Here is a 25,644-nt window from a genome sequence, read left to right as displayed (position 1 = left end):
CTTATGAAACGATTGATGTGGGTGGTTTGTGCCTTGTTACTGGCAGTTGGGATAAATGCCCAGACTAAAGTAATAGAGAAAAGTGCCAAGAAAGTTCCGGGGTGGATGAATACGGCTGTGGATGATTATCTGATAGTTTCTGTTACAGCAAGTTCTTTGGCAGACGGGCAGTCGAAAGTCTTGCAGGAAATTACGGAGCGTATCATTCAGGCTGTTGCGAGTAACGTTTCTGTCTCTAAAGAGAATATCCTTTCGGAGGTGAATACAAATGGAGAGATTGAGTCTTCGGATGCTTTTAAGCAAATATCCAAGATTAAATCGGCGAACCTTCCTTTTTTGAAAGGCATTTCTCTTTCTAATGTGGAAGAAATCTATTGGGAGAAAGTACAGGATAAGTCTACGAAAAAGGAACACTATAACTATTCGGTGAAGTATCCGTTCTCGCAGGCGGAGCAGCGTAAGTTGGTGGCGGAGTTTGAAGCGTTGGATGCTGAGAAAGTAGCTCAATACAAGGCTTTGGAACAGAAATTGCATTCGATAGAGTCAGTAGACGAAATCAATCAGGCTGTTTTAGCATTGAATACTTTGTCCGAGTACTTTTTTGATGAGGTGCGTTTGAGTCAAGTAAAAGGCCTAATCAGCCAGTATAATGAATTGTATAAAGCGATTTCCGTTACCGGCACTTTTCTTGATAACGGGAAATACCAATGCCAAGTATTGCTTGAAGGCAATCCGGTAAAGGTGTCTGCCACCCCGAAAGTAACTTCTAACTGTGCCGGCCAGCTCAGTGCCCGTCCTGATGACGGTAGGTTTGTTATTTCTTATAATGCGGAAGACTGTCTGCCTGAGGAGGAGAATGTATTGAACATTACATTCGTCATCAATGGAAAGCGCATACAGCACCAAGCTTTCTTGAATGAATCGGGAGCAAGCGGCGTATCCTTTTCAGTAGTGCCCGAAGGAAAACTTATTCTCACTGCCGATTCCGTAGTGTCTGCCAACAGGAAATTGTTCAATATCAATATCCGCCTCACGCTCAACAACCGTGGCGGTACTCCTTTCGGACTGAAATCACTGGAACTCCATATTCCGGAAATTTCCACTCCTATCATTTTTGATGATATTGACGGAGTGTACAAGACCAAGGGAATCGTTCAGATAAAGGCATTGGCTGAGGGTGAATTTACCGCAAAAGAGAAGAAAAACTCAGCTTTCTCCTTTGCTAAGGGTTCCATTACATTTGTCAATCCGTTGACAGGCGCTGTAGAACGCAGTCAGCTCTCTTTGCCTTATATAACGAATTGGGAATAAAGAAGTAAAGTCATAGTATTAACTGTTAAATTAGAATGATTATGAAAAGAAGTTTTGCATTTTTTGCGCTTGTCTGCGCTATACTTTTCGGATGCGTGGCAACTGTCGATGCACAATCCAAAGCTCTGAAGAAAGATGTCAAGAAGAGAGTGAAAGAGCTGAAGAAGGAAGGATGGAAGCCTTTGGCAAGTTCTTCTACATTGGAATATGCTTTCTCTAAATATCGTACTTATCTGGAAGAAGACCCCGAAAACCGTATTGAGATGGTGGGTATTGCAATTGGTAAGAATGTGAAGATTGGCAGAGAGAACGCCATAATGAACGGTATTACCAGCTATGCTTCTCGCGCTAAGGCACAGGTAGTGGGTAAAATGAAGAGTCTGCTTTCCTCCTCCGCAACCGATGCTCCGGAAGAAGAGATTGATAAGTTTGGAGCTGCCTATCAGGCTGCGGTGAATACAAAGATTGCCGGGCTGGTGAAGCAACACCTTGTTTTGGTGAAAGAGAATAAAGACGGAAGCAAAGAATTTAACGTTTATATGTCCATTGATGAGGCTCAGGCAAAGAAGGCCAGAGAAGCGGCTGCATTGGAAGCCAAGAAAAATGCTGCTTTGGGAGACTTGTCACAGAAGGTGGAAGAATTTATTGGCGAACCGGTAGAGGAATACTAATCCGGATAAATCTATAAAGGTTGTCCTTGTGCCGAACGGCTCCGGGTACAACCTTTTTTAAATTATTTAAAAGTATGCGACCATGAAGAAAACAGGAGTTTTTATTGCGGGGCTTTTCCTCTCTTTGGCAGGAATGGCTCAAGAAAACAAGGGAGGCATATCTGACTTTATGAAAGAGGAGATAGCGGATTTCGATAAGTTTATGAGCGATGCCGATAAAGAATTCATAGACTTCATGCGTAATCCCTGGAAAGAGTTTGAGGCAAAGAAGCCTGTGGTGAAGCGGGTGAAGCCCGAACCTGTGAAACCGGTCGTCTATGATGAAAAGGTTACGCCCAAGGATGCAGCGCCGGTATGTCTTACGATTGAGGAGATACTGGACATGACTACTTCCGAAGGCAAGCAAAAGCCGGTGATACAGCTGGATGACGTAGATAAAATCACTTTTGACAAACCTGAAGTAATTGTCAAGAAGAAAAAAGACCCCAAGGTCATTATTATCGAAGAGAAGTTGCCTGATAAACCGTCAGTACAGCCCGAGAAGAAACCGGTGGTTGAGGTCGTTGAGCCGGAACCGGTTGTTCCTTCTCCCGTCATTCCGCAGCCCGCAGTAAAACCGGAGACACCTGTCGCCACACCGCCTAAGACTTCTCCGTTGTACACCGCCCAAACAGGACGTAGCAAGATAACTTATGCCGGTGAATCTTTCTATCTGAGCAACGCACTGAGTGGCAAGTGCCGCTTGAGCGGACTGAATGAGAACGCCATTGCTGACGCTTACGAAGCATTATGCAGATCCAATTACCAACCGTTGGTGGCTGACTGTGCGCAGATAAAGAAGGATTTACGGCTGAATGACTGGGGGATGTTCACGCTGATACGGCAGATATCCGATGCTTATTGCAGTACAACTGATGAAAGTATCGTCATGCAGCAGTTTCTGCTGAATGAGATGGGATATAAGGCTCGTATGGCGCGAAAGGCCACGGGAAATAAGATGATGCTCTTTGTGGCTACGGATTGTAACATCTATGCGCATCCTTATATCACATTGGAGGGGCGCAATTATTACAATATGAGTGGTGATAATACGCAGTGCCAATTCTATATGTGCCCGAAGGATTCTCCGAAAGCTAAGAATCTTGTGGGTATGCGTCTGAATGCAGCTCCTAACTTTTCGGGTACAGTGGCCACTGCCACTCGTCAGGCACGGGGAAGCGCCGCCAAAGTTACGGTGGAGGTTCCCAAAGCCCTTGCCGATTTTTATAAAAGCTATCCTCAGTGTGATTACAGTGTTTATTTCAATGCTACGGTCAACAGTGCTGTCGAGAGCCGGCTCATTTCTTCTTTATCTCCTTTGATACAGGGCAAGAGTGAAGCTGATGCGGCAAATATCCTTATAAACTTTGTGCAGACCGCGTTTCAGTATCAGACGGACGACGAGCAGTTTGGGTATGAAAAGCCGTTTTTTGTCGAAGAGCTTTTCTATTACCCTTATTCCGATTGCGAAGACCGTTCCATGTTGTTTTCTTACCTGGTAAGGAAGTTGCTGGGACTTGATGTGGTGTTGCTGGACTATCCCAACCATATAGCCACGGCCGTTCGTTTCAAAGGAAACGTCAGTGGAGATTATGTCATGGTAAACGGGCAGAAGTATACGGTATGTGACCCTACTTATATCGGAGCCTCCATCGGCATGACAATGCCGAAGTTTAAGACCGTAGCGGCAAAGGTCTTGAGATACTAAGTCTTGAAGATATTAAAGTGGTTCTTTTCAGAACCACTTTATTTTTCTGAACCAGATGAAAGTTATAGCCGACAGTATTGCGGACAACAAGATGATGAGCACAAACGCATGTGGGAAACTTTCCAGATGTATGTCCACATTCATGCCATAGAAACTGGCTATCAAGGTGGGTATCATCAGTGTGATGGACAGGCTCGTCATACGTTTCATGATAGCGTTCACGTTGTTGGATATGATGGAAGCAAAGGCATCCATTGTTCCCGTAAGGATGTCGCTGTAGATGTTTACCGTATTATAGGCCTGCTTCAGTTCTATCACGACGTCTTCCAGCAGCTCCATGTCAAGGTAGTCTGTATCTTGGAAGATATTCTTCAGCCGTCCTATCATAACCTCGTTTCCTCGGATGGAAGTGTTGAAGTATACGAGCGTTTTTTGCAACTTCATCAATTGAAGGAGGTCCTCGTTACGGATACTCTTCTCCAGTTCCTTTTCGGCGGTGGCCACATCGTTATTGATTTGTTTCAGGTATTTCAGGAACCATACGGCTGAGGAATAGATAATACGTAAAATCAGAGTCAGCTTATTGTTGACAACAATGCCTTTGCGACGGGTGTGCTGTATGAAGTCCGGTATCAGTTCGGTGTGGTGATAGCATACGGAAACAATGATGTCGTTATTGGTGATGATTCCGATGGGTACTGTGATAAACGGAATACCATGTTGGCTGCTCTGCATGGGAATACGCAGAATGGTGAGCAACCAGTTGCCTTCCGTTTCCGTACGAGGGCGCTCGTCCGTATCGGCAATGTCTTCAAGGAATGATTCGGGAACTTTCAGTTCTTGGGTAAGGAATTGGAAATCGCTGTCGTCCGGGCATTCTACATTTACCCAGCAGTTAGGTTTCCACTCGGCCTTTTCTACGAAGCCGTTTTCGCTGTAGAGATACTTTCTCATTGTTTTGCCTCCTTTCTTTAGTCCGAACAGAGGCATTGCGACCAACGTCTCCGCTCGCTTTAATTGTAAACACTATTGCACGTTCGTGGGTTTGAATCGTCCATAATTTTAATTGATTATGATGGAAAGTTCTGCAAAAGTATGAAAATCAAACCTTACTTCATGTCTTTGTACTGCTTTTTTAGTATTTCTTGTTATTTAGCCTTCGTGGTAAATGCTGTTTTCCCTTGTGTGAAATGCCCCGGTGCCTTGTATGAAATGCTGTGATGCTCCATGTATTTCTTCGTCCCGCAGTTGGCAACCGCAGAGCCCGCAGCTGGCAACCGTACAGCCCGCAGCTGGAAAACGGGATAATGCACGAAGTGTTGTAGGCTTTTGCATGAAGGAGCACGGCTTTTGGCAGTATGTATAAGCATCTTTTATACAGGGGCGGGAGGGAGCCGCCCTGGGGAGTGTGCCGGGTTTGCCCTCTATAAATGTTATTTTTACTTTTTGAAGTAACATAGTTTGGTTGCTATTTCGTACCTTTGTGCGCGGAAAAACAAATGGTACCTCCGCAGTGTTTTCTATGTGAGAAAGAGATTGTACAATTAAAACAATAATAATTATGAGTAAGAAAGCCCTTTTAATGATTCTTGATGGCTGGGGTGTCGGCGATCAAGGCAAAGATGATGTGATTTTCAACACGCCTACTCCCTATTGGGATAGTCTGTTGGCTACTTATCCGCACTCTGAGTTGCAGGCAAGCGGTGAGAATGTCGGATTGCCCGACGGACAGATGGGTAACTCGGAAGTAGGCCACCTCAATATCGGTGCAGGACGTATCGTATATCAGGACTTGGTAAAGATTAACCGCGCTTGTGCCGACGGCAGTATCTTGAAGAACAAGGAAATCGTTTCTGCTTTCTCTTACGCTAAAGAACACGGAAAGAGTGTCCACTTTATGGGACTGACCAGTAACGGTGGTGTGCACAGTTCTTTCGACCACTTGTTCAAACTCTGCGATATTTCAAAGGAATATGGCATCGAAAATACATTTATCCATTGCTTCATGGACGGCCGTGATACCGACCCGAAGAGCGGTAAAGGTTTCATCGAACAACTGACAGCGCATTGCGAGAAGTCGGCAGGCAAGATTGCCTCTATCGTGGGCCGTTTCTACGCTATGGACCGTGACAAACGTTGGGAGCGTGTGAAAGTGGCTTATGACCTGTTGGTAAACGGTGAAGGCAAGGCTGCTTCCGATATGGTGCAGGCTATGCAAGAGTCTTATGACGAAGGTGTAACCGATGAATTCATCAAACCGATTGTGAATGCCAACTGCGACGGCACTATCAAGGAGGGTGATGTTGTAATCTTCTTCAACTACCGTAACGACCGTGCCAAGGAGTTGACTATCGTTCTGACCCAACAAGATATGCCGGAACAGGGAATGCATACCATCCCTAACTTGCAGTATTACTGCATGACTCCGTATGATGCTTCTTTCAAGGGTGTTCATGTTCTCTTTGATAAGGAAAATGTACAGAATACATTAGGCGAATACCTCGCTGCCAATGACAAGACCCAGCTTCACATTGCCGAAACGGAGAAGTATGCTCACGTTACATTCTTCTTCAACGGCGGTCGCGAAACTCCGTACGATGCCGAAGAACGTATCCTTGTTCCGTCTCCCAAGGTTGCTACCTATGACCTGAAGCCGGAAATGAGCGCTTACGAAGTAAAAGACAAATTGGTTGAGGCTATCAATACGAAGAAGTTCGATTTCATCGTAGTGAATTATGCAAATGGTGACATGGTTGGTCACACCGGCATCTACGAAGCCATTGAGAAAGCCGTAAAAGCTATCGACGAATGTGTGAAAGATACGGTAGAAGCTGCCAAAGCCAACGATTATGAGGTAATCATCATTGCCGACCACGGTAATGCCGACCATGCTCTGAACGAGGATGGCACTCCGAATACGGCTCACTCTTTGAATCCTGTTCCGTTTGTTTATGTAACGGCAAACAAGGACGCTAAGGTGGAAAACGGTGTGTTGGCGGATGTGGCTCCTTCTATCCTGCATATTCTGGGTATGAAGCAACCGGCTGAAATGACGGGTAAAGACTTGATAAAGTAATTAAGAGGCCGGATTAGATAATTTAGGCGCAGATTACACGGGTTACACGGTGCTTACTCCGTATATGTTCCCGCGTACTCTGCGCCTTATTTCGTTTGTAATATGGCTTTGGGCCTTTAATTTTTTAATTTAAAACAATGTTACAGATTGGTGATATAGTAGTCAGCTTCGATGTGTTGCGTGAGAAATTCCTTTGCAACCTTGAAGCTTGTAAGGGCGAATGTTGTATTGAAGGGGATGCCGGTGCTCCGGTGGAATTGGAAGAAGTGGAGAAACTTGAAGAAGTGCTTCCCGCGATTTGGAATGAGCTTTCTTCGGAAGCACGGGCTGTGATAGATGCGCAGGGTGTGGTGTACACGGATGAAGAGGGCGATTTGGTAACCTCTATCGTTAATAATAAGGATTGTGTATTTACTTGCTATGATGAGAAAGGCTGTTGCTATTGCGCCATAGAGAAAGCGTACAGAGAAGGCAAAACGGACTTCTACAAACCTGTTTCCTGCCATCTTTATCCTATTCGTATAGGCGATTACGGCCCTTATAAAGCGGTGAACTACCATCGCTGGGATGTCTGCAAGGCAGCGGTGTTATTAGGACAGAAAGAGGATGTCCCTGTATATAAGTTTCTGAAAGAGCCTCTGATACGCAAATTCGGTGAAGACTGGTATGCCGAACTGGAAGTGGCGGCTGAGGAAATGAAAAAGCAAGGAATGATATAAGAAAAGCTCCGGTCAACAGGTATTTCCTGTCCGTCCGGAGCTTCTTCGTTGTAAGATGTGAGGTTGGTAAATAAAAACGTTATTCGGTGATTAATGACTAAATGCTAATCATTAATCACTGTCCTTTTATGCATCGATATTTGCATACGTTGCATTCTTTTCAATGAAATCGCGGCGCGGACCTACGTCTTCACCCATCAGCATGGAGAACGTGTAGTCGGCTTCGGCGGCATTTTCAAGATGTACTTGTTTCAGCATACGGTTTTCCGGATTCATGGTTGTTTCCCACAGCTGTTCCGGGTTCATTTCACCCAAACCTTTGTAGCGTTGGGTATGGATTGCATTTTCCGAACCGCCGCCGTAAGTGTCGATAAACTTCTGGCGTTGCTGGTCTGTCCAGCAATACTCTTTTACTTTGCCCTTGGTGCAAAGGTAGAGCGGGGGAGTGGCAATATACAAGTAACCTTGCTGTATTACCTGCGGGAAATAGCGGAAGAAGAGCGTCATAATCAGTGTGTCGATGTGAGAACCATCGACATCGGCATCGGTCATGATGATTACTTTCTTATAACGCAGCTTGTCTATGTTGGCTTCTTTGCTGTCTTCGCTGTCTACACCGAAGCGGATACCCAAGGCTTGGATGATGTTGTTTACTTCGTCGCTTTCGAATGCTTTGTGCCACATGGCTTTCTCCACATTCAAAATCTTACCGCGAAGCGGCAGGATAGCTTGGAAAGCGCGGTTACGTCCTTGTTTGGCAGAACCGCCTGCAGAGTCACCCTCGACGAGGAACAATTCGCATTCTTCCGGGTCTTTGCTGGAACAGTCGGCTAGTTTGCCCGGCATACCGCCGCCTGACATCGGCGACTTGCGCTGTACGGATTCACGTGCCTTGCGTGCTGCCACACGTGCTTGTGCTGCCAATATCACCTTGTCTACAATTACCTTGGACTCTTTGGGGTGCTCTTCCAGATAGTAGGAGAGCGCTTCGCCCACGGCTTGGTCTACGGCTCCCATAACCTCGTTGTTGCCGAGCTTGGTTTTGGTCTGCCCTTCAAACTGCGGTTCGGCCACTTTGATAGAAATAACGGCGGTCAGACCTTCGCGGAAGTCATCACCGGATATCTCTACTTTTGCCTTTTCCAGCATCTTGTTGTCCTCGGCATATTTCTTTAATGTACGGGTCAGCGCACGGCGGAAACCTGCCAAGTGAGTACCTCCTTCAATGGTATTGATATTATTTACATAAGAATGGATGTTCTCGTTGTAGGAAGTGTTGTACATGATGGCTACTTCTACCGGTGTACCTTGCTTTTCGGTGTTGATGTAGATGACATCGTTCACCAGATGCTCGCGGGAAGAATCGATGTAGCGTACAAACTCCTTCAAGCCCTCTACGGAATAGAAAATTTCTTGCTTGTAACTTCCGTCTTCTTCTTTTACGCGAAGGTCGGTCAGCGTGATTTTGATTCCGGCATTCAGATAAGCCAACTCGCGCATACGAGTTGCCAGAATATCATAATTGTAGACCGTTTCGGTAAAGATTGTATCATCCGGCCAGAATTGTTGGCGCGTACCTGTAATCTCGGTAGTGCCGACTTCCTTTACCGAATAAAGCGGATGTCCGCATTCGTATTCTTGCTGATAGACTTTTCCGTTACGGAAAACTTGGGTAGTCATGTGCGTGGACAATGCGTTCACACAAGATACGCCGACACCGTGCAGACCACCGGATACTTTATAAGAGCCCTTGTCGAACTTACCACCGGCGTGCAGCACAGTCATAACAACTTCGAGAGCTGATTTCTGTTCTTTTTCGTGAAAGTCTACCGGAATACCGCGTCCGTTATCTTGTACGGTGATAGAGTTGTCTTCGTTAATGGTAACCTCGATGTGGTCGCAATAACCGGCGAGCGCTTCGTCAATAGAGTTGTCTACAACCTCGTAAACCAAGTGATGAAGTCCCTTGATACTAATGTCGCCGATATACATGGCGGGACGTTTACGTACGGCCTCCAAACCTTCCAAAACTTGGATGTTACTGGCCGAGTAATTGTTTTCGCCGTTTATCTTTTCTTCTTCAGTCATAATCTAATTTCTCTTATTGTAATAACAAAGCAAAAATAGTGAAAATCCTTGATATATCATGCCTGTGCTCTGATAAATTTGGGTCGTTTACAGCTTTTTAGCATCGTGAGGACTTGCTTTGAGAATGTGGTGCAGGAATGATGTGAATGCAGAAAAGGCCGGACTAAAAAGTCCAGCCTCTCATATCTTTTTTACTTATCAGCTTAACCGAGCTTGTTGATGTAAACCGCCAACTTAGACTTCAAGTTGTTCGCTTTGTTCTTGTGGATTATGTTAGTCTTAGCCAACTTATCCAACATCTTGGTGATACCAGGATACATAGCTGTTGCTTCAGCTTTATCTGTAGTAGCGCGAAGCTTGCGAACAGCGTTTCTCATGGTCTTACCATAATATCTGTTGTGAAGTCTTCTTGTCTCTTCTTGTCTGATTCTCTTCAGTGATGATTTGTGATTTGCCATCTCGACTAATCTTTTTTTAATTCGTTTATTCTTTTAATTGTAGCCCGTGGGGGAATCGAACCCCCCTTTCAAGAATGAAAATCTTGCGTCCTAACCGATAGACGAACGGGCCATCCTTTGGTGAGCGTTTCCGCTCTTGCATCCGCTTTTCCTTTCGTTTGCGGTTGCAAAGGTAGAAACTATTTTTGAATTGGCAAACATTTCTGATGAAAATTTTATAGCATTTCTCAGGTGATTCCTTTGTTCTTGGATTTTATCTACTGATAATCAGGTGTATATATGTATTGTATTTTTTATTCTTTTACCTCGTTTTTTTATTCCTCTTCTTTAAATTCTGTGGTTTCATGCTTTTTTTGTAGCTTTGTTTGCAGGATTGAAACTTGACAAAGGACGGAAATGTTACAGAAAACACAGGGAATCGTATTGCATTCTTTAAAGTATAAGGATACTTCTATTATAGTGGACATCTATACAGAGGTATCCGGACGGGCTTCTTTTTTGGTTCCGGTATCCCGTTCGCGCAAGGCGGCGGTGAAGTCGGTATTGTTCCAACCTTTGTCCTTGGTGGAGCTGGAAGCGGATTTTCGGCCGAATACTGCTATATATAAAGTAAAAGAAGCGAAATCGCTTTATCCTTTTACTTCCATTCCTTATGACCCTTATAAGTCTGCTATCGCTTTGTTTTTGTCCGAGTTCCTATATCGTGCTTTGCGTGAAGAAGCGGAAAACCGTCCTCTGTTCGCTTATTTGCAGCATTCCATTATTTGGTTGGATGAGTGCGGCAGCGGTTTTGCCAATTTTCATTTGGTCTTTTTGATGCGTTTGTCCCGTTTCCTCGGATTATATCCTAATTTGGAAGATTACCGCAGCGGTGATTTCTTTGATTTGCAGAATGCTTGTTTTACCCCGTTGCGCCCGCAACTACACTCTGGCTACATAGGCCCGGAGGAGGCATCTCGCCTGACGGGGTTGATGCGCATGAATTACGAAACGATGCATCTCTTTGCCATGAGCCGCACCGAACGTGCCCGCTGTCTGACAATAATGAATGAGTATTACCGTTTGCATCTGCCCGATTTTCCCGTATTGAAGTCTTTGGAGGTTCTGAAAGAGTTGTTTGATTGAGTTTCGCCCGCAATCATTTGTTTATGGTGTAGAAAAACTATAAACAAATGATTGCGGGCGAGTGATATGGCTCTACTTATATTGGGAACGGAGGAACTCTTATCCCAACAGTTCTTTTACTTTGGCTGAAATGGCACGTCCTTCGGCAAGTCCGGCAAGTTTCTTGCTGGCTACGCCCATTACCTTGCCCATGTCTTTGCCACCGGTAGCGCCTACTTCGGCAATGATTGTTTTCAGGGCAGCTTCCAGTTCTTCGGGAGACATCTGTTTGGGCAGATATGCTTCCATGACTTTCACTTGTGCCAGTTCTGCATCGGCAAGGTCCTGACGTCCTTGTTGTACATAAATTTCGGCGGCATCTTTGCCTTGTTTGGTCAGCTTCTGAATGATTTTCAGGGCGTCGGTATCGGTCAGGGTATCATTGGCTCCCGGAGCTGTCTTTGCTTCAAGGAATACTTTCTTTACGTTTCTCAAAGTTTCCAGGGCTACTTTATCTTTAGCCTTCATTGCGGTTTTAATGTCTTCGCTGACTTTTTCAAATAAATCCATCTTATTATATTTATAGTTTTATTATTTGCAATTTGCTATCTCCGGTCGAAGTTTTCGAACCGTCGCGTCGGCAGTTTAGAAAGTAATTACGTTGCCATTACCGTTTTCGGTATCTTGGGCTTCTTCGGTAGCGAGCATTCCGGCTTCCTCCGCCTTGATTTTAATTGTAGCCAGTGTACTTTTATCGCGCAGGTAGGTGGGAGAGTTCTCTACCATGCTGATGATGTCAGTATTGTCCATATCTTCGGGGTTGAAAATATAAATATGCCGGCGGCGCAGACGTTGGTACTTGGCATTGGCATCCTTTCCGTAGTATGTTTCGCGGCGTGAGCGTCTCTGTTCTTCTTCCTCTTCCAGTTCGGCAAGGCGTTTTTGCTCTTCTGCAGTACGCTGAGTGATGCGTTCATCCATTTCTTTCATATGAATATCCTGAATGCCGAAGCCGGTGGCAAGTAAGGTAATCTTGACGCTTTGTCCCAGTTCCGGATCTTCGGCCATACCGAATTTGGTTTCGAAGTCACGGTTGAAACGGTTCATAAATTCCTTTACTTCATCCATTTCGCTCATCATCAGTTCATGGTCGGGACTGTAGGAAATATTGAGCAATACTTTCTTGGAGTTGAAGATGTCATTGTTATTGAGTAGCGGAGAGTGCTGTGCATTTTTGATGGCTTCGCTGACGCGGCTTTCGCCTTCGCCGTAACCGGTACTCATGATAGCTACCCCGCCGTCCTTCATAACTGTTTTTACATCGTTGAAGTCGAGATTAATGATGCCTCGCATAGTGATGATTTCGGCAATGCTCTTGGCGGCAATCAGCAATGTGTCATTTGCTTTGGCAAATGCACTGGTAACGGAGAGGTCCGGATAAATCTCGCCCAGCTTCTCGTTGTTGATGACAAGCAGCGCATCTACATGTTTGCTGATTTCTTCTACACCGTCCAGTGCCTGATCTATCTTTTTATCCCCCTCCCAGCGGAAAGGAATAGTGACGATGCCGACGGTCAGTATATCCATATCTTTGGCAATCCGGGCAATGGTAGGGGCTGCGCCGGTACCAGTGCCGCCACCCATGCCGGCGGTGATGAATACCATTTTCGTACCGTCATTCAGCATACCTTGCACTTCGTTAATGCTTTCTTCAGTTGCTTCTTTCGCTTTCTTGGGGCGGTTTCCGGCTCCCAATCCTTCGTGCCCCAGTTGCAGTTTGACCGGAACCGGAGATTCTTCCAATGCTTTGCGGTCGGTATTGCAAACGACGAAAGCAACATCATGTATGCCTTCCCGATACATATGGTTTACGGCATTACCGCCACCACCACCTACACCGATAACTTTAATAATCTTTGGTGAATCGGTCGGAAAATCGAATTGTGCTATATCATCCATGATTATATAGTTTTTTTGAATTATTTCATATCGTCATCTGAGAATATCTCGTTGGAGAGTTTGTTGAAGGTTTTTTCAAACCAGCTGGGACCTTTCTTCTTCTCTTTATCTTTCTTCTCCCGGTCTCTACGTTCTTTCTCTCTGCGCTCCTTTTCCTCTTTCTCGCGTTGAGCTTTGGCGGCACGGGCTGCGGCTTCCTGTTCTTTCAGGGCTTCGTCATTGCCGAACATATCTACCGGTTTGGGCGTGGGATTACCGGCAGGTTGTGCAGGCTTTACCTCTTGCAGGCAGCAATTTTCATTGCCTGCGGCAAGAAGGCCGAGCAATGTATTCTGCATACCGTCTTTGGTCAGCACGTCACTGAAGCCGTGAATCGTATTATGGACAAAGCGCATTGTTTTTATCTTCTCTATTTTGCTGTGCTTGCGGAAAGCTTCTTCAATGTTCTTCAGGTTTGCGCCGCCACCGGTGAATACTACTCCGGAGAACAGCTTGTCTTCATAGCCGGAGAGTTGTAACTGGTTCCATACGTTGGCAAGGATTTCTTCGGCACGGGCTTCGATGATGTTATTCAGTGTGGCCTGTTCGATAGTGCGTCCGTCGTCCAGCGTACATACGGCGGGAGTTTCGCTATCTTCCTCTTCTTCGTAAAGGGCGTTGCCGTATTGCAATTTCAGTTTTTCGGCATCTTGTTCCTCCATTTGCAATGAGGTGATGTCACGGGTGATGGTGTTTCCGCCCAAAGGCAATACACTCAGGTAGCGGAGAATGTTGTTCTTATAAACTGAAATAGTAGTTGTATCGGCGCCAAAATCCACCAACGCACAGCCCGAGCGCATTTCATTTTCCGTTAAAACGGCATTTGCCAACGCTATCGGGGCGATGAGAAGGTCGGCTATCTCTACCTTTGCCTGCTCAAAACTGTGTTCCAGATTCTTCTTGAGTGAAGCGCGGGCTACGATATTGAGGAATTGTCCTGTGATATGCTGCCCTGCCACTCCTACCGGGTCGGCTTGGAGGTTATTGTCTATCTTATATTCTTGAGGGGCAACATCCAGTACACTCATGTCTGCCAACGGCACTTCAAGGTTCTCGTCGCAGATAGAGTCTACCAGCTCTTGTGAGATGATGCCTTCCTCTTCCAGTGTACGACTTACCGCATTTTTTACTGTGCGCAATGATTGTCCGCCGATGCCTACATATACTTTGGCAATGGAGTTGTTAAGCTGGCTTTCCAGTTTGTTGGTGATGGAAGTCAATGCCTGCGCTGTCTTATCTATGTTGTAGATGACACCCTTGTGAATGAACGAGGAGGCGTCTTCACGTGCATAAGCCAACACCTGAATACTTCCGTCACTGTTCTTCTTTCCTGTGATACCGGAAATCTTGGAAGAACTCAACTCAATAGCGGCGATGAAATCTGTTGTTGCCATAACTATTTTATTTACTATTTTACTATTTACTGTCTACTATTTGCTACACGGAAACTATTCTCTTTTCGTGCAGATAATCTGGTTACCGAATTCAACACTGATGCGGGAATATTTGTTCCAGCCTACTTTGTTTAAGCCTTTTTCGTAGAATGTCTTTACTCGTTTCAGTTTTTGTTCGAAACCATCTAATTTGCCGAGGTAGATGATATGGTCGCCTACACGCGGTACTAACTCTATGTTTTTGCCCGGTAATACATGGATCTGTTCGATTTGTGCATCCCAGAACGAATTCTTTTGCAAAAATACACCAAACTTATATAAATCCCTCATGGCAAACGACTTTTCTACGTTTCCGGTTACAATGGCGAGGTGTGCAACGCACTTTGCATCAGGCGGCATCACTGTGCCTTTGTTGTCCAGATAGTAGTTATCGCCATTGGCACTCATTATCCGCAGGATTGGAATGCGTTGGCTTACTTCGATACAGAGTTTGCCGCTTGGTGTCTTGTAACATTCCACTTCGTCGATAAGCGGATGCTTGGAGAGTACCTGTTCTAAAGTCTTGGTGCGGATACGATCCAAGTTTTTGCCTATGGGGCTGATGCCTTTCTTCTCCAGCATGGCGGCTACTTCCTTTTTCGTGATGAAACCGGCGTATACCGTATCCTTGATGACCAACTCTACATCGCGGCACACCTGACCGGCCGGCTTTCGGTTGAAAGCGGTAACGGCTACTACCAGATAGGCGAGGACAAGCAGCAGGACGATGGAGAGTAAAATCCGTTTAATCATAGGCTTATTTACTGTTTCACGATTTATTATTAACTGTTTGCTCTCTGTTCAAGCAATTGGGTTATGGAAGGCACATAGTTATCCAAGTCGCCGGCTCCCAACACTATCAGCACTTCGATAGGTTTCTCCGAAAGCAGGTTCAGAATATCTTCTTTCTTACAAATGCACTTTTCGATACCTGGGCGCAGGTTGTCATAAATGAGCCGGCTGCTGACACCGGGAATGGGTTGCTCGCGGGCAGGATAGATTTCTGTCAGAATCACCTCGTCCAATAGAGAAAGACTGTCTGCAAACTCTTTGTAGAAATTCTTGGTGCGGGTATAAAGGTGCGGCTGGAAGATAGCGGTTATCTTCTTGTCCTTGTAGAGTTCGCGGATGGACGTTACGCTTTGTGCGATTTCGGCAGGATGATGGGCGTAGTCGCTGAGGAATACGAGCTTGTCTGTTTTAATCTTGAAGTCAAAGCGGCGGTCTACTCCGCGGAAACTTGCCATTCCTTGTTTGATTTCCTCATCGGTGACCCCGTTCAGGTGGGCAAGCGCCATGGCAGCCACGCCGTTTTCTATGTTGATGCCGATGGGCACACCGAGCCGGATGTCATTGATGCGGGTGTCCGGCGCAACGAAGTCTATGAAGATTTCACCATTGCCGATGCGGATATTCTCTGCATGGAAGTCTCCTTCGTTGCGAGAGTAGGTGTATATCTTTACTCCCGGTTGTACCTCCGGCTGCAAGGCAAGGCCTTTACGGATAATCAATGCGCCTCCCGGTTGGATAAGGGTGGTGTAGTGGCGGAAACTTTCAAGGTAAGCTTCGCGTGTACCGTATATATCCAAATGGTCGGGGTCTGTGGCGGTGATGACGCTCATATAGGGAGAGAGCCAGTGAAAGGAACGGTCGAATTCGTCCGCTTCAATTACAGTGTACGGGCTGGTTTGCGACAAAAGCAGGTTTGTTCCGTAGTTTTTGGAAATACCGCCGAGAAAAGCGGTACAGCCTATATGCGACTGATGGAATAGGTGTGCGGCCATTGTACTCGTAGTGGTCTTTCCATGAGTGCCGGCAACGCACAGTCCCTTGCTGCTGCGGGTGATTGTACCCAGTACTTGGGAACGTTTATGTATCTCAAAGCCGTTTTCATGGAAGTATGTCAACTCAGCGTGTTCTTGAGGAATGGCAGGGGTGTACACAACCAGAGTGCTTTCTTTCTCCTTACAATTCTCCGGAATGAGGGCGACGTTTTCCTCATAATGTATTTGTGCACCTTCTGCAATCAGATGCCCGGTCAGCGCGCTTGGTGTGCGGTCATACCCTGCTACGAATTTGCCTTTGGAAAGGAAATAGCGTATCAGTGCGCTCATGCCAATGCCGCCGGCGCCGACGAAATAAACGGATTTTATAGTTTCTATATTCATGTCCTTGTCATTTTATAAGTTTCAGTACCTCTTTGGCAATGATTGTTGCCGAGCCGGGTAGTGCCAATTTGGCGATATTGTTACTCAATTCTTTCAGCTTACTACTGTCTTTTACGGTTGCCAGTGCTACGGGCAGAAGTTTTTCTTGGGCTTCCGCATCCTTTACATAGATAGCGGCGTCTTTATCGACGAGCGCCAGCGCATTCATGGTCTGGTGGTCTTCCGCCACATTGGGCGATGGAACAAGGATTACAGGCTTGCGCAGCAGGCAGAATTCAGAGATGGAACCTGCACCGGCGCGGGAGATTACCAAATCGGCTGCCGCATAGGCATTCGCCATGTCTTTGATGAAATCTGTTACATACAGATTAGGAATGGCGTTGATATGAGGATGATGCACGGCTTCACCGGTTGCTGTGGTGATGGCGGCTCTTACTTGGTCGATGTATATTTTACCGGTTTGCCAAATGAACTGTATGTCGGGGTTCTGCCGAATGATGTCAAGCCCTGCGGTTAAAGTCCGGTTAATGGTTCGCGCCCCAAGACTGCCGCCCAATATCAGAATAGTCTTTTTGGACGGGTCCAAACTGAAATAGCGTACGGCTTCTTCGTGCGAAATGGAATGTCCGAACAGATTTTGACGGACCGGGTTGCCGGTCATGATAATTTTCTCTGCAGGAAAGAACTTTTCCATACCTTCGTAGGCAACGCATATCTTACAGGCTTTCTTGGCAAGTAGCTTGTTGGTGACACCTGCATAAGAGTTTTGCTCTTGTATTAAGGTTGGAACTCCCATCATTCCTGCCGTTTTCAGGGTAGGACCACTGGCATAACCGCCTACGCCTACTGCCACTTGCGGACGGAATTGTTTGATGATTCTGCGCGCCTTCCATTGGCTGCGCGCCAGTTTTACCAATACGGCAAAGTTCTTCCACAAATGCTTGCGATCAAATCCCGCTACAGGCAGACCGATAATCTTGTAGCCGGCATCGGGTACACGCTGCATTTCCATACGCCCTTCTGCGCCTACAAACAGGATTTCCGCATCGGGACACAACTCCTTAATTGCGTTGGCGATGGATACAGCCGGGAAAATATGTCCGCCTGTGCCGCCACCGCTGATAATAATGCGCGGCTTGTTATTCTTTGTTTCCATATCTAAGTTTATCTACTTGCTACTACTGATGATTAATCTTATTCAAATTCGGCATCGCTGTTCAGCATTTTGGCTGTCGGCTCTGCGGCGCTTTGCGCCTCACTGTAAATACTCTCGTCTCCGTTGCCGGCTTCTACTTGCATGGTGATTTGCGCATCGTGTTCTCTCTGTTCTTCCAATTTAGCTGTATATCGGCTGACGCTTAATATCATGCCGATATAAGCGCAGTTTATCAACGTAGAAGTACCTCCCTTGCTGATAAGCGGTAACGGCTGTCCGGTAACGGGAGCCAACCCCACGGCTACCATCATGTTGAAGACGGCCTGTGACACCAGTAACAGGGCGATGCCGATGATGAGAAAGGCGGGGAAAGTACGGTCGCATTTCTTGGCAATACGCCCTACACGTATCAATAGGCAGATGTAGAGGAATACAACTACGACTCCTCCTACCAGTCCGAGTTCTTCGATGATAATGGCAAAGATAAAGTCGGAGAATGCCTGGCTCAAGAAGTCCCGCTGCACGGAATTACCCGGACCTTTGCCCACAACATTGCTGGTGGCAACGGCGATACGTGCGTGGGCTATCTGTGCATCTTTGTCTATGTCAAACTTGGCGGCGGGTACTTCCTTGTCACTCGTGAATTTCTCAATACGGGCGCGCCATGTATCAAACCGGTGCAGGAAAGGTATGTCGCTGTTCTTTGTCATCAGCAGGAAAGTTACGGCAATAATACCTACCGATGCCAAACCGCCAATCAGTATCAATAGTTTTTTTGCGGAGACACGTCCTATGAACATCATCAAAAAGACCACCCCGAACAACAATGCCGCTGTGGACAGGTTCTCCGGAGCAATGAGCAGGCAGATAACTCCGGTTATTATCATAATCCGCTTGAAAGCCTTCGGATTGGCGCCGTCCTCGTCCTGTCCTTTGGATAGTATAAAGGCTGTGACGATGATAACCGCCATTTTTGCAATCTCCGAGGGCTGGAACTGTATACCCATGAATGTCATCCAGCGTGCCGCGCCATTGATGCGCTCCATCATCATAACCAGCACCAGCAATATTGCGGAAGCCGGCAACAGGAAGACGGGAAACACTTGGAACCATTTATAGGGGATGTTGTGCATAAGAACCACAATCACAGCACCCACCATTAGAATAATGCTGTGCTGGGTGATAGGGCCCCAATGGTCGCCACTCTTGTAAGTAAGCGTACTGGCAGCACTGAACACCTCTGTGATGGAGATGAGACAGAGGAAGAGGAAGATAATCCAGATTACCTTATCTCCTTTGAATATGCTTTTTAATAAATCCATTTATAGCTCTCTTACGTATTTCTTAAATTGGTCACCTCTGTCTTCGTAGCTCTTGAAGAGGTCGAATGAGGCGCAACAGGGGCTCAATAATACCGTTTCACCTTTCTGTGCCAGCTTGAAAGCTGCATCTACCGCATCTTTCATACCGGTTTGCACATCGGCTACAGGCAGACCGAAACGGTCAAAAAACTCATGCAGCTTTTCATTGTGCAGCCCCAAGTAAACTAAGGCTGAGCATTTGGTGCGTACCAAGTCCTCTATTTCGGTATAATCATTCCCTTTGTCTTTGCCGCCAAGAATAAGTACGGTCTTGGTCGTCATGCTTTGTAAGGCATACCAGCAAGAATTGACGTTGGTTGCTTTGGAGTCATTGATGAACCGGATGCCGCGTACGGTCGCCACTTTTTCCAATCGGTGCTCCACACCCTTGAAGTCGGACAGGGCTTTGCGTATATCTTCTTTCCTGATACCTGCAAGGTTGGCAGAGATACCGGCAGCCAGTGAATTATAGAGATTGTGGGTTCCGTGCAGGGCAAGCTCCTCTTGTTCCATATTGAAAGCGATAGGCTCGTTGATTTCCACTTCGCCGTCTTCCACATAAGCGATGGCTCCATCCTCTTTCACGGCGGCAAAAGGATAGGGATGCGCTTTCAGACCGTGCTTCTCCAACTCCTTGCGGATAATAGGGTCGTCGTTCCAGTAGATGAAGGCATCTTCCGGCGTCTGGTTTTGCGTGATGCGGAATTTGGCATCTACGTATTTCTGCATACAATGATCGTATCGGTCCAGATGGTCGGGAGTGATATTCATCAGGACAGCGATATTGGCACGGAACTTATACATATTATCCAGTTGGAAGGAACTGAGCTCGATAATATAATAATCGTGCTTTTCCATTGCTACTTGCAAGGCAAGGCTGTTGCCGATGTTTCCGGCCAGCCCCACGTTCAGTCCCGCACTCTTAAAGATGTGGTAAATGAGCGAAGTAGTGGTAGTCTTACCGTTAGAACCTGTAATACAAATCATCTTGGCGTTTGTATAACGTCCGGCAAATTCTATCTCGGAGATGATAGAAATACCTTTTTCTTTTAACTTCAGAATCAGCGGAGCATCATTAGGGATACCGGGGCTTTTTACCACTTCATCGGCATTGAGTATCAGTTCTTCCGTATGCTGTCCCTCCTCCCAAGCAATGTCATACTTGTTCAACAGTTCCTTGTACTTGTCTTTAATGGCGGACATATCGGATACGAACGTGTCGAAACCCTTGACTTTGGCAAGTACGGCAGCTCCCGCGCCGCTTTCGCCTGCTCCTAAAACTACAATTCTACTCATACTTTATTATAATTAAGAATGAAGAATGATGAATGAAGAATTCCTCATTTAATTGTTATCTTATCTTTAACGTTATAATTGTTATTGCCGCCAGTACAATGGTTACAATCCAGAAACGGACGGTAATCTTTGATTCATGGAACAATTGCGTCGGTTGGGTAAATACCACTTTGCAACCGGGTTCTATCAGGTTCATGCCGGTGCGGAAGTGGTCGTGTATCGGCGTTCGCTTAAAGAGACGCTGCTTGACTCCTTTTCGTTTACCGGCCTTGTAATATACCCGTTGCAGAATCACCGACAGGTTCTCTACGAGGAATATGCCGCAGAGAATCGGTATCAATAGTTCTTTGTGAATAATGATGGCGTATACGGCAATGATGCCGCCGATGGTCAGACTACCCGTATCACCCATGAATACTTGTGCCGGATAAGCATTGTACCAGAGGAAGCCTATCATTGCACCGATAAAGGCGCAGATGAAGATTACCAGTTCTTCCGACCCAGGGATATACATGATGTTCAGATAACCGGCATATTCGATGTGGCTGGATACGTATGCCAGTATACCCAAAGTCAGACCGATGATGGCGGAGTTGCCCGCTGCCATGCCGTCCATGCCGTCATTCAGGTTAGCACCGTTGGAAACGGCTGTCACAACGAAGATTGTGACGAATACGAACAGTATCCAGCCGGCTGTTTGGGCATGCTCTCCCAGAAAGGATACGAGGTCGGCATAGTCAAGGTTATTGCTTTTGAAAAAAGGAATGGTAGTCTGTGTAGCCTTGATTTCTTTGGCGGCATGTACTACTTCAATGCCTTGTCCGGGCTTTTCCACTTCGATGTTTTCACGAATAACGACCTGCGGGCTGAGATACAGCGTAAGTCCTACGATGAGCCCGAGACCTACCTGACCGATAATCTTGAACTTACCGTGCAGACCTTCCTTGTCTTTCTTGAATATCTTGATATAGTCGTCGGCAAACCCCAGTGAGCCCAACCAAACGGTTGTGACAAGCATTAGAATCATATAGATATTACCTAACTTGCCCAGCAACAGGCAGGGAATCAAAATGGCAAAGATTATGATTACCCCGCCCATACTTGGTACGCCCACCTTGTTTACGCCAAACGGGTCGATACTGGCATCCCGCTGTGTTTCGGTGATTTGCTTGCGTTTTAATAAATTAATGAACTTGTCACCCCATATACTCGAAATGAGCAATGCCAGGATGATAGCCATTAACGCCCTGAAAGATGTATAACCGAACATACCCGCACCGGGGAAGTCGTATTTATCTAACCATTGGAATAAGTAGTATAACATAGTCTCTCTCTTTTATAATAATAAGTGATAAGGGGTAGTGTGATGTCACATTACCGCCTTATGACTCTAAAACATAATCGCCTTTAACTCTTCTTTGTCATCAAAATGATGTTTCACTCCTTTTATCTCCTGATAATTTTCGTGTCCTTTGCCGGCAACGAGGATTACATCTCCCGGTTGTGCCAGCATACAGGCGGTTTTTATGGCTTCTTTTCTATCGGTGATGCTGATCGTTTTCTGCAAATCGTCTTTGTCCAAGCCTGCCAGCATATCGTTGATGATGTCTTGCGGCTCTTCAAAGCGGGGGTTGTCGGAAGTGATGATAACCCGGTCGCTCAAACGGGCTGACTCTTTCGCCATGATAGGGCGTTTCCCTTTGTCGCGGTTGCCGCCTGCGCCAACTACGGTAATAACCTTTCCCTTACCTTCCAATACGCCGTGGATGGCATTCAGCACATTCACCAAAGCATCCGGAGTATGGGCGTAGTCTACAATGGCGGTAATCCCCTTCGGGGAACGGATTGAGTCGAATCTGCCGGCTACCGGATGCAGAGTGCTGAGGGCAACGAGGACATCTTCTTCTTTTTTGCCTAATAACACGGCTGCGCCGAACACGGCAAGAAGGTTGGACGCGTTGAACCTGCCGATGAAGCGTACGGCCAGCTCGCGGTTATTGAAATCGAGCAACATCCCTTCAAAATGAGATTCCAATACTTTCCCTTTAAAGTCGCTGAGGCTTCTTAATGAATAGGTATATACGTGCGAACGTGTATTCTGAGTCATAACCAGTCCGTTCTTATCATCCAGATTGGTCAGGCTGAACGCATTCTTCGGCATATCGTCGAAGAACTTCTTTTTCGCCTTGAGGTAGTTCTCCACTGTCTTATGATAGTCCAAGTGGTCACGCGTAAGGTTGGTGAAGATACCTCCGGTAAACTTCAGGCCGCTAATGCGTTGCTGTGCGATGGAGTGGGAACTGACTTCCATAAATGCGTATTTGCATCCGGAGTCTGCCATCTCGCCCAACAGGCGGTTGAGGGTAATCGGGTCCGGAGTGGTATGCTCGGTCGGAACGGGCTGGTCGTCGATGTAGTTGCATACGGTAGAAATCAGTCCTACTTTATACCCGAAATAGCGGAATGTATTATATAATAAGGTGGCGATGGTTGTTTTGCCATTGGTGCCGGTTACGCCTACCAACTCCATTTTGGAGGTAGGGTCGCCGTAGAAGGTGGTGGCAATCTTGCCTACCGCATTTTCGCTGTCCTTTACTTGGATATATGTAATGTCGGGGTTAAGCTCTTCCGGCATATCTTCGCACAGCACAGCTATAGCGCCTTTGTCAATGGCTGTCGGGATATATGTGTGCCCGTCGGTCTGCGTGCCGCGCATTGCCATAAACAAATGTCCGGCCGCCACTAAACGGGAGTCTATATTTACTCCGGTTATATCAATCTCCGTACTGCCGATAATCTGTATCGGTTGTATCGCTTTTAATAGTTCGCTTAATTTCATACCTTATTATATATAATGTATATTCTATTGTTAACGTAAAGTCAAGGCTATTGTCTGACCTCTTACCAGCCGGCTTCCACCCGCAATGGACTGGCTTCTTACTTTGCCGATTCCGTTGAGGCGTACTTTGAGCCCTTTGCTTTCCAGCAAATAAACGGCATCTTTGGCCCCCATGCCCACTACGCTGGGTACTATGCCGGCGGAAACCTTCTGATTTTGCAGGATAACGGCAGACGGGGCAGCCTGGCTGTGTCCCCATAATTCTCTCCCTTTTTGTGTTTCAAACTGTTTCTGTACCGGAACATCCAATGTGTTGAGCACACGCAACGCTTCGTTCATCTCTCCGGCCTTTACTGCAGGAATCACATTTGTGGTGCTGTCTATCGCACTGCGTATGTCAAATCGCAGATTCTTGGCATATACCCTCTCTGCAATCTTGCTGAATACGCTACCCGCCATTAAACCGCCCGATGCCGGAAGTCCCGGCTTCTGTATGGAGACGATGCAACTGTATTTGGGAGCCTCTGCCGGGAAGTATCCGCAGAAGCTGACGAGATAATTCACCCGTCCTGCCTTATACCCGGCGGCGCCTTGTGAAATCTGTGCCGTACCCGTTTTGCCGGCTACGGCAAATTGCTTGCTTCCCGCAGGCTTTGCCAAACCTTCGGAGACTACTTTGTACAGAATCTCCCGTATCTGCGTCAGCGTATTGTCCGAGCAAATCTTGGGATTGATAACCTCCGTAGGGAATTCATGCACAACCTCACCGTCTTTCACCGCCGCTTTCACGAATTTCGGGCGTACCATCGTACCGTTGTTGGCAATGGCGTTATAGAAAGTCAGGATGTTCAGTGGCGGTACTTGCGTTTCGTAGCCTATACTCATCCAAGGCAAAGTAGTCTTGGCAAAGTAACGTTCTTTCGGACCGCGGATGTTAGGCTTACCTTCTCCGGCTATTTGCAGATGAAGCGGGCGGTCTATGCCGATACGCTTCAATCCGTCTACAAACTTTTGCGGATTGTCGCTATAGTGCTTGTCGATAAGGTAAGAAACGCCGATGTTGGATGATACTTCCAGAATACGTGTCACATTAATCTTGCCATATCCGCCCCGGTGCCAGTTATGGTCTTTCATCGGGCGGCCGTGCATCATCATGATGCCGTTGCCCGTATCAACCTCGGTGTCGGGGGTGATTTTTCCGTCTTCGAGGGCTACCATGATGGAGGCTGTCTTGAATGTGGAGCCCGGCTCCAGCATATCACTGATGGCATTGTTGCGCATTTCGTAATAGTTGCCGTCACCCGCTTTCATCATGTTGACAATGGCTTTTACTTCTCCCGTTTGTACTTCCATCAATACGGCGACACCTACATTGGCATTGATTTCTTTCAGCTTGTCTATCAATGCTTTCTCGCAAATATCCTGCATACCTACGTCGATGGTGGAGATAATGTCGCAGCCGTCTACGGGAGCAATGTCCACTATGTTCAGGTATTTGTTCATCACCTTTTGGCGATGGGTGATGCCGTTGCGTCCTTTCAACAGCGTATCAAATGCCAGCTCGATACCGTTCTTTGCTCCTTGCGCCGTGTCGGCGTAGAGGTCGCCCAACGTACGGGCTGCCAAAGAGCCGAAAGGCTTTTTGCGCTGATTGTAAATCTGTTCGTGGAAGCCGCCTTTGTATTTGTTCAGGTTGAACACCGGTAACCTCTTGGCTTCTTTGTACTGGATGTAAGAGATACGTTTGGGGTAAATCAGGTAATTACGGCTTCCCTTCTTGCGCCCTTTTAACAAGTGTCTTTTAAATTCGGCGGCGCTTTTATCGGGGAATATTTGGTGCAGTCCTTCGCATATTTCACCCAGATGATTCATAAGCATGGTGTCTTTCTTCTCACCACCGGCTTTGAAGTCCATATAGATGCGGTACTCCGGCAGGGAACTCGCCATTAGCTTACCGTCGGATGAAAGGATGTTTCCGCGGTTGGGTTTCACCGTAACATTCTCCTTCACAAAGCGGTCGGCGACATCTTGCCAGTACTGTCGTTCGGCAAACATGATGACAGTGCCTTTTACGATAATAGCTACTCCTATCAGTCCCATGACGAGGACTACGAAGAAGTAACGGGTCATTATATTTTTCTTGTTTACTGCCAAGGCTTTTTTTAGTTTACTATTTCACTATTTACAATTTACTAATTCATGGTCTACGATTTACTAAA

At 46.5% G+C, this 25,644-nt stretch carries 21 protein-coding genes and 1 tRNA gene; 6 read left to right on the top strand and 16 right to left on the bottom strand.

The window, feature by feature from the left end:
* Positions 1-3: 3 nt before the first annotated feature.
* From DW121_RS10135 to DW121_RS10125, 3 genes are all read left to right on the top strand, one after another.
* Positions 4-1,311 (top strand): plethodontid receptivity factor PRF, encoded by a 1,308-nt coding sequence (locus DW121_RS10135; protein ID WP_117711713.1) that lies wholly within the window; start codon positions 4-6, stop codon positions 1,309-1,311.
* A gap of 41 nt (positions 1,312-1,352) precedes the next feature.
* Positions 1,353-1,982, top strand: coding sequence for a hypothetical protein (locus DW121_RS10130; RefSeq protein WP_117711712.1), 630 nt, complete (start codon positions 1,353-1,355; stop codon positions 1,980-1,982).
* A gap of 82 nt (positions 1,983-2,064) precedes the next feature.
* Positions 2,065-3,729: a hypothetical protein gene (locus tag DW121_RS10125; RefSeq protein ID WP_118323681.1), complete on the top strand. Its 1,665-nt coding sequence runs from the start codon at positions 2,065-2,067 to the stop codon at positions 3,727-3,729.
* Between the two features lie 27 nt (positions 3,730-3,756).
* Here DW121_RS10125 and DW121_RS10120 read toward each other — a convergent pair whose 3' ends face one another.
* On the bottom strand, positions 3,757-4,683 hold the full coding sequence (locus DW121_RS10120) for a magnesium transporter CorA family protein (protein WP_117711711.1): 927 nt from the start codon (positions 4,681-4,683) through the stop codon (positions 3,757-3,759).
* Between the two features lie 198 nt (positions 4,684-4,881).
* The gene (locus DW121_RS10115) at positions 4,882-5,187 is read right to left on the bottom strand and encodes a hypothetical protein (RefSeq protein WP_118323680.1); all 306 of its coding nucleotides are present in this window, start codon (positions 5,185-5,187) and stop codon (positions 4,882-4,884) included.
* Positions 5,188-5,290: 103 nt separating this feature from the next.
* Between DW121_RS10115 and gpmI the strand changes: the two genes are divergently transcribed.
* Both gpmI and DW121_RS10105 read left to right on the top strand, forming a co-directional pair.
* Entirely contained in the window at positions 5,291-6,805 is a 1,515-nt protein-coding gene (gene gpmI, locus DW121_RS10110) for a 2,3-bisphosphoglycerate-independent phosphoglycerate mutase (RefSeq protein WP_118323679.1), read from the top strand.
* Between the two features lie 137 nt (positions 6,806-6,942).
* Entirely contained in the window at positions 6,943-7,524 is a 582-nt protein-coding gene (locus DW121_RS10105; protein WP_117711684.1) for a DUF3109 family protein, read from the top strand.
* A gap of 126 nt (positions 7,525-7,650) precedes the next feature.
* Here DW121_RS10105 and gyrB read toward each other — a convergent pair whose 3' ends face one another.
* From gyrB to DW121_RS10090, 3 genes are all read right to left on the bottom strand, one after another.
* On the bottom strand, positions 7,651-9,612 hold the full coding sequence (gyrB, locus tag DW121_RS10100) for a DNA topoisomerase (ATP-hydrolyzing) subunit B (RefSeq protein ID WP_117711683.1): 1,962 nt from the start codon (positions 9,610-9,612) through the stop codon (positions 7,651-7,653).
* 203 nt (positions 9,613-9,815) lie between these two features.
* Positions 9,816-10,070: a 30S ribosomal protein S20 gene (gene rpsT, locus DW121_RS10095; RefSeq protein ID WP_117711682.1), complete on the bottom strand. Its 255-nt coding sequence runs from the start codon at positions 10,068-10,070 to the stop codon at positions 9,816-9,818.
* Between the two features lie 40 nt (positions 10,071-10,110).
* Positions 10,111-10,182 (bottom strand) — tRNA-Glu (locus DW121_RS10090).
* A gap of 284 nt (positions 10,183-10,466) precedes the next feature.
* Between DW121_RS10090 and recO the strand changes: the two genes are divergently transcribed.
* Entirely contained in the window at positions 10,467-11,195 is a 729-nt protein-coding gene (recO, locus tag DW121_RS10085; RefSeq protein WP_117711681.1) for a DNA repair protein RecO, read from the top strand.
* A gap of 99 nt (positions 11,196-11,294) precedes the next feature.
* On the opposite strand, the gene DW121_RS10080 is transcribed toward recO, so the two are convergent.
* The 11 genes from DW121_RS10080 to DW121_RS10030 form a co-directional block, all read right to left on the bottom strand.
* A complete protein-coding gene (locus tag DW121_RS10080; RefSeq protein WP_117711680.1) occupies positions 11,295-11,744 on the bottom strand; it encodes a GatB/YqeY domain-containing protein in 450 nt (149 codons plus the stop codon).
* A 75-nt stretch (positions 11,745-11,819) separates the two neighbouring features.
* Complete coding sequence (gene ftsZ / locus DW121_RS10075; protein WP_118323678.1) at positions 11,820-13,133, bottom strand: cell division protein FtsZ; 1,314 nt, start codon at positions 13,131-13,133, stop codon at positions 11,820-11,822.
* Between the two features lie 20 nt (positions 13,134-13,153).
* Positions 13,154-14,566, bottom strand: a complete 1,413-nt coding sequence (gene ftsA / locus DW121_RS10070; protein ID WP_118323677.1) for a cell division protein FtsA — start codon at positions 14,564-14,566, stop codon at positions 13,154-13,156.
* Between the two features lie 54 nt (positions 14,567-14,620).
* A complete protein-coding gene (locus DW121_RS10065) occupies positions 14,621-15,358 on the bottom strand; it encodes a cell division protein FtsQ/DivIB (protein WP_118323676.1) in 738 nt (245 codons plus the stop codon).
* A 29-nt stretch (positions 15,359-15,387) separates the two neighbouring features.
* Entirely contained in the window at positions 15,388-16,773 is a 1,386-nt protein-coding gene (locus tag DW121_RS10060) for a UDP-N-acetylmuramate--L-alanine ligase (RefSeq protein ID WP_118323675.1), read from the bottom strand.
* Positions 16,774-16,780: 7 nt separating this feature from the next.
* Positions 16,781-17,929, bottom strand: a complete 1,149-nt coding sequence (gene murG, locus DW121_RS10055) for an undecaprenyldiphospho-muramoylpentapeptide beta-N-acetylglucosaminyltransferase (RefSeq protein WP_117711675.1) — start codon at positions 17,927-17,929, stop codon at positions 16,781-16,783.
* A gap of 38 nt (positions 17,930-17,967) precedes the next feature.
* The gene (locus DW121_RS10050; protein WP_117711674.1) at positions 17,968-19,251 is read right to left on the bottom strand and encodes an FtsW/RodA/SpoVE family cell cycle protein; all 1,284 of its coding nucleotides are present in this window, start codon (positions 19,249-19,251) and stop codon (positions 17,968-17,970) included.
* A complete protein-coding gene (gene murD / locus DW121_RS10045) occupies positions 19,252-20,586 on the bottom strand; it encodes a UDP-N-acetylmuramoyl-L-alanine--D-glutamate ligase (RefSeq protein WP_117711673.1) in 1,335 nt (444 codons plus the stop codon).
* A 55-nt stretch (positions 20,587-20,641) separates the two neighbouring features.
* On the bottom strand, positions 20,642-21,910 hold the full coding sequence (mraY, locus tag DW121_RS10040; RefSeq protein WP_117711672.1) for a phospho-N-acetylmuramoyl-pentapeptide-transferase: 1,269 nt from the start codon (positions 21,908-21,910) through the stop codon (positions 20,642-20,644).
* 66 nt (positions 21,911-21,976) lie between these two features.
* Positions 21,977-23,425, bottom strand: coding sequence for a UDP-N-acetylmuramoyl-L-alanyl-D-glutamate--2,6-diaminopimelate ligase (locus tag DW121_RS10035; protein WP_117711671.1), 1,449 nt, complete (start codon positions 23,423-23,425; stop codon positions 21,977-21,979).
* Positions 23,426-23,455: 30 nt separating this feature from the next.
* Positions 23,456-25,555: a penicillin-binding protein gene (locus DW121_RS10030; RefSeq protein ID WP_117711710.1), complete on the bottom strand. Its 2,100-nt coding sequence runs from the start codon at positions 25,553-25,555 to the stop codon at positions 23,456-23,458.
* Between the last annotated feature and the right edge of the window lie 89 nt (positions 25,556-25,644).

Origin of the sequence: Bacteroides sp. AM10-21B (assembly GCF_003472565.1) — a bacterium.
GTDB classification, from domain to species: Bacteria; Bacteroidota; Bacteroidia; order Bacteroidales; family Bacteroidaceae; genus Bacteroides; species Bacteroides propionicigenes.
Note: the sequence above shows the minus strand (reverse complement) of the source record. Positions and strands in the feature narration are given on the sequence as shown.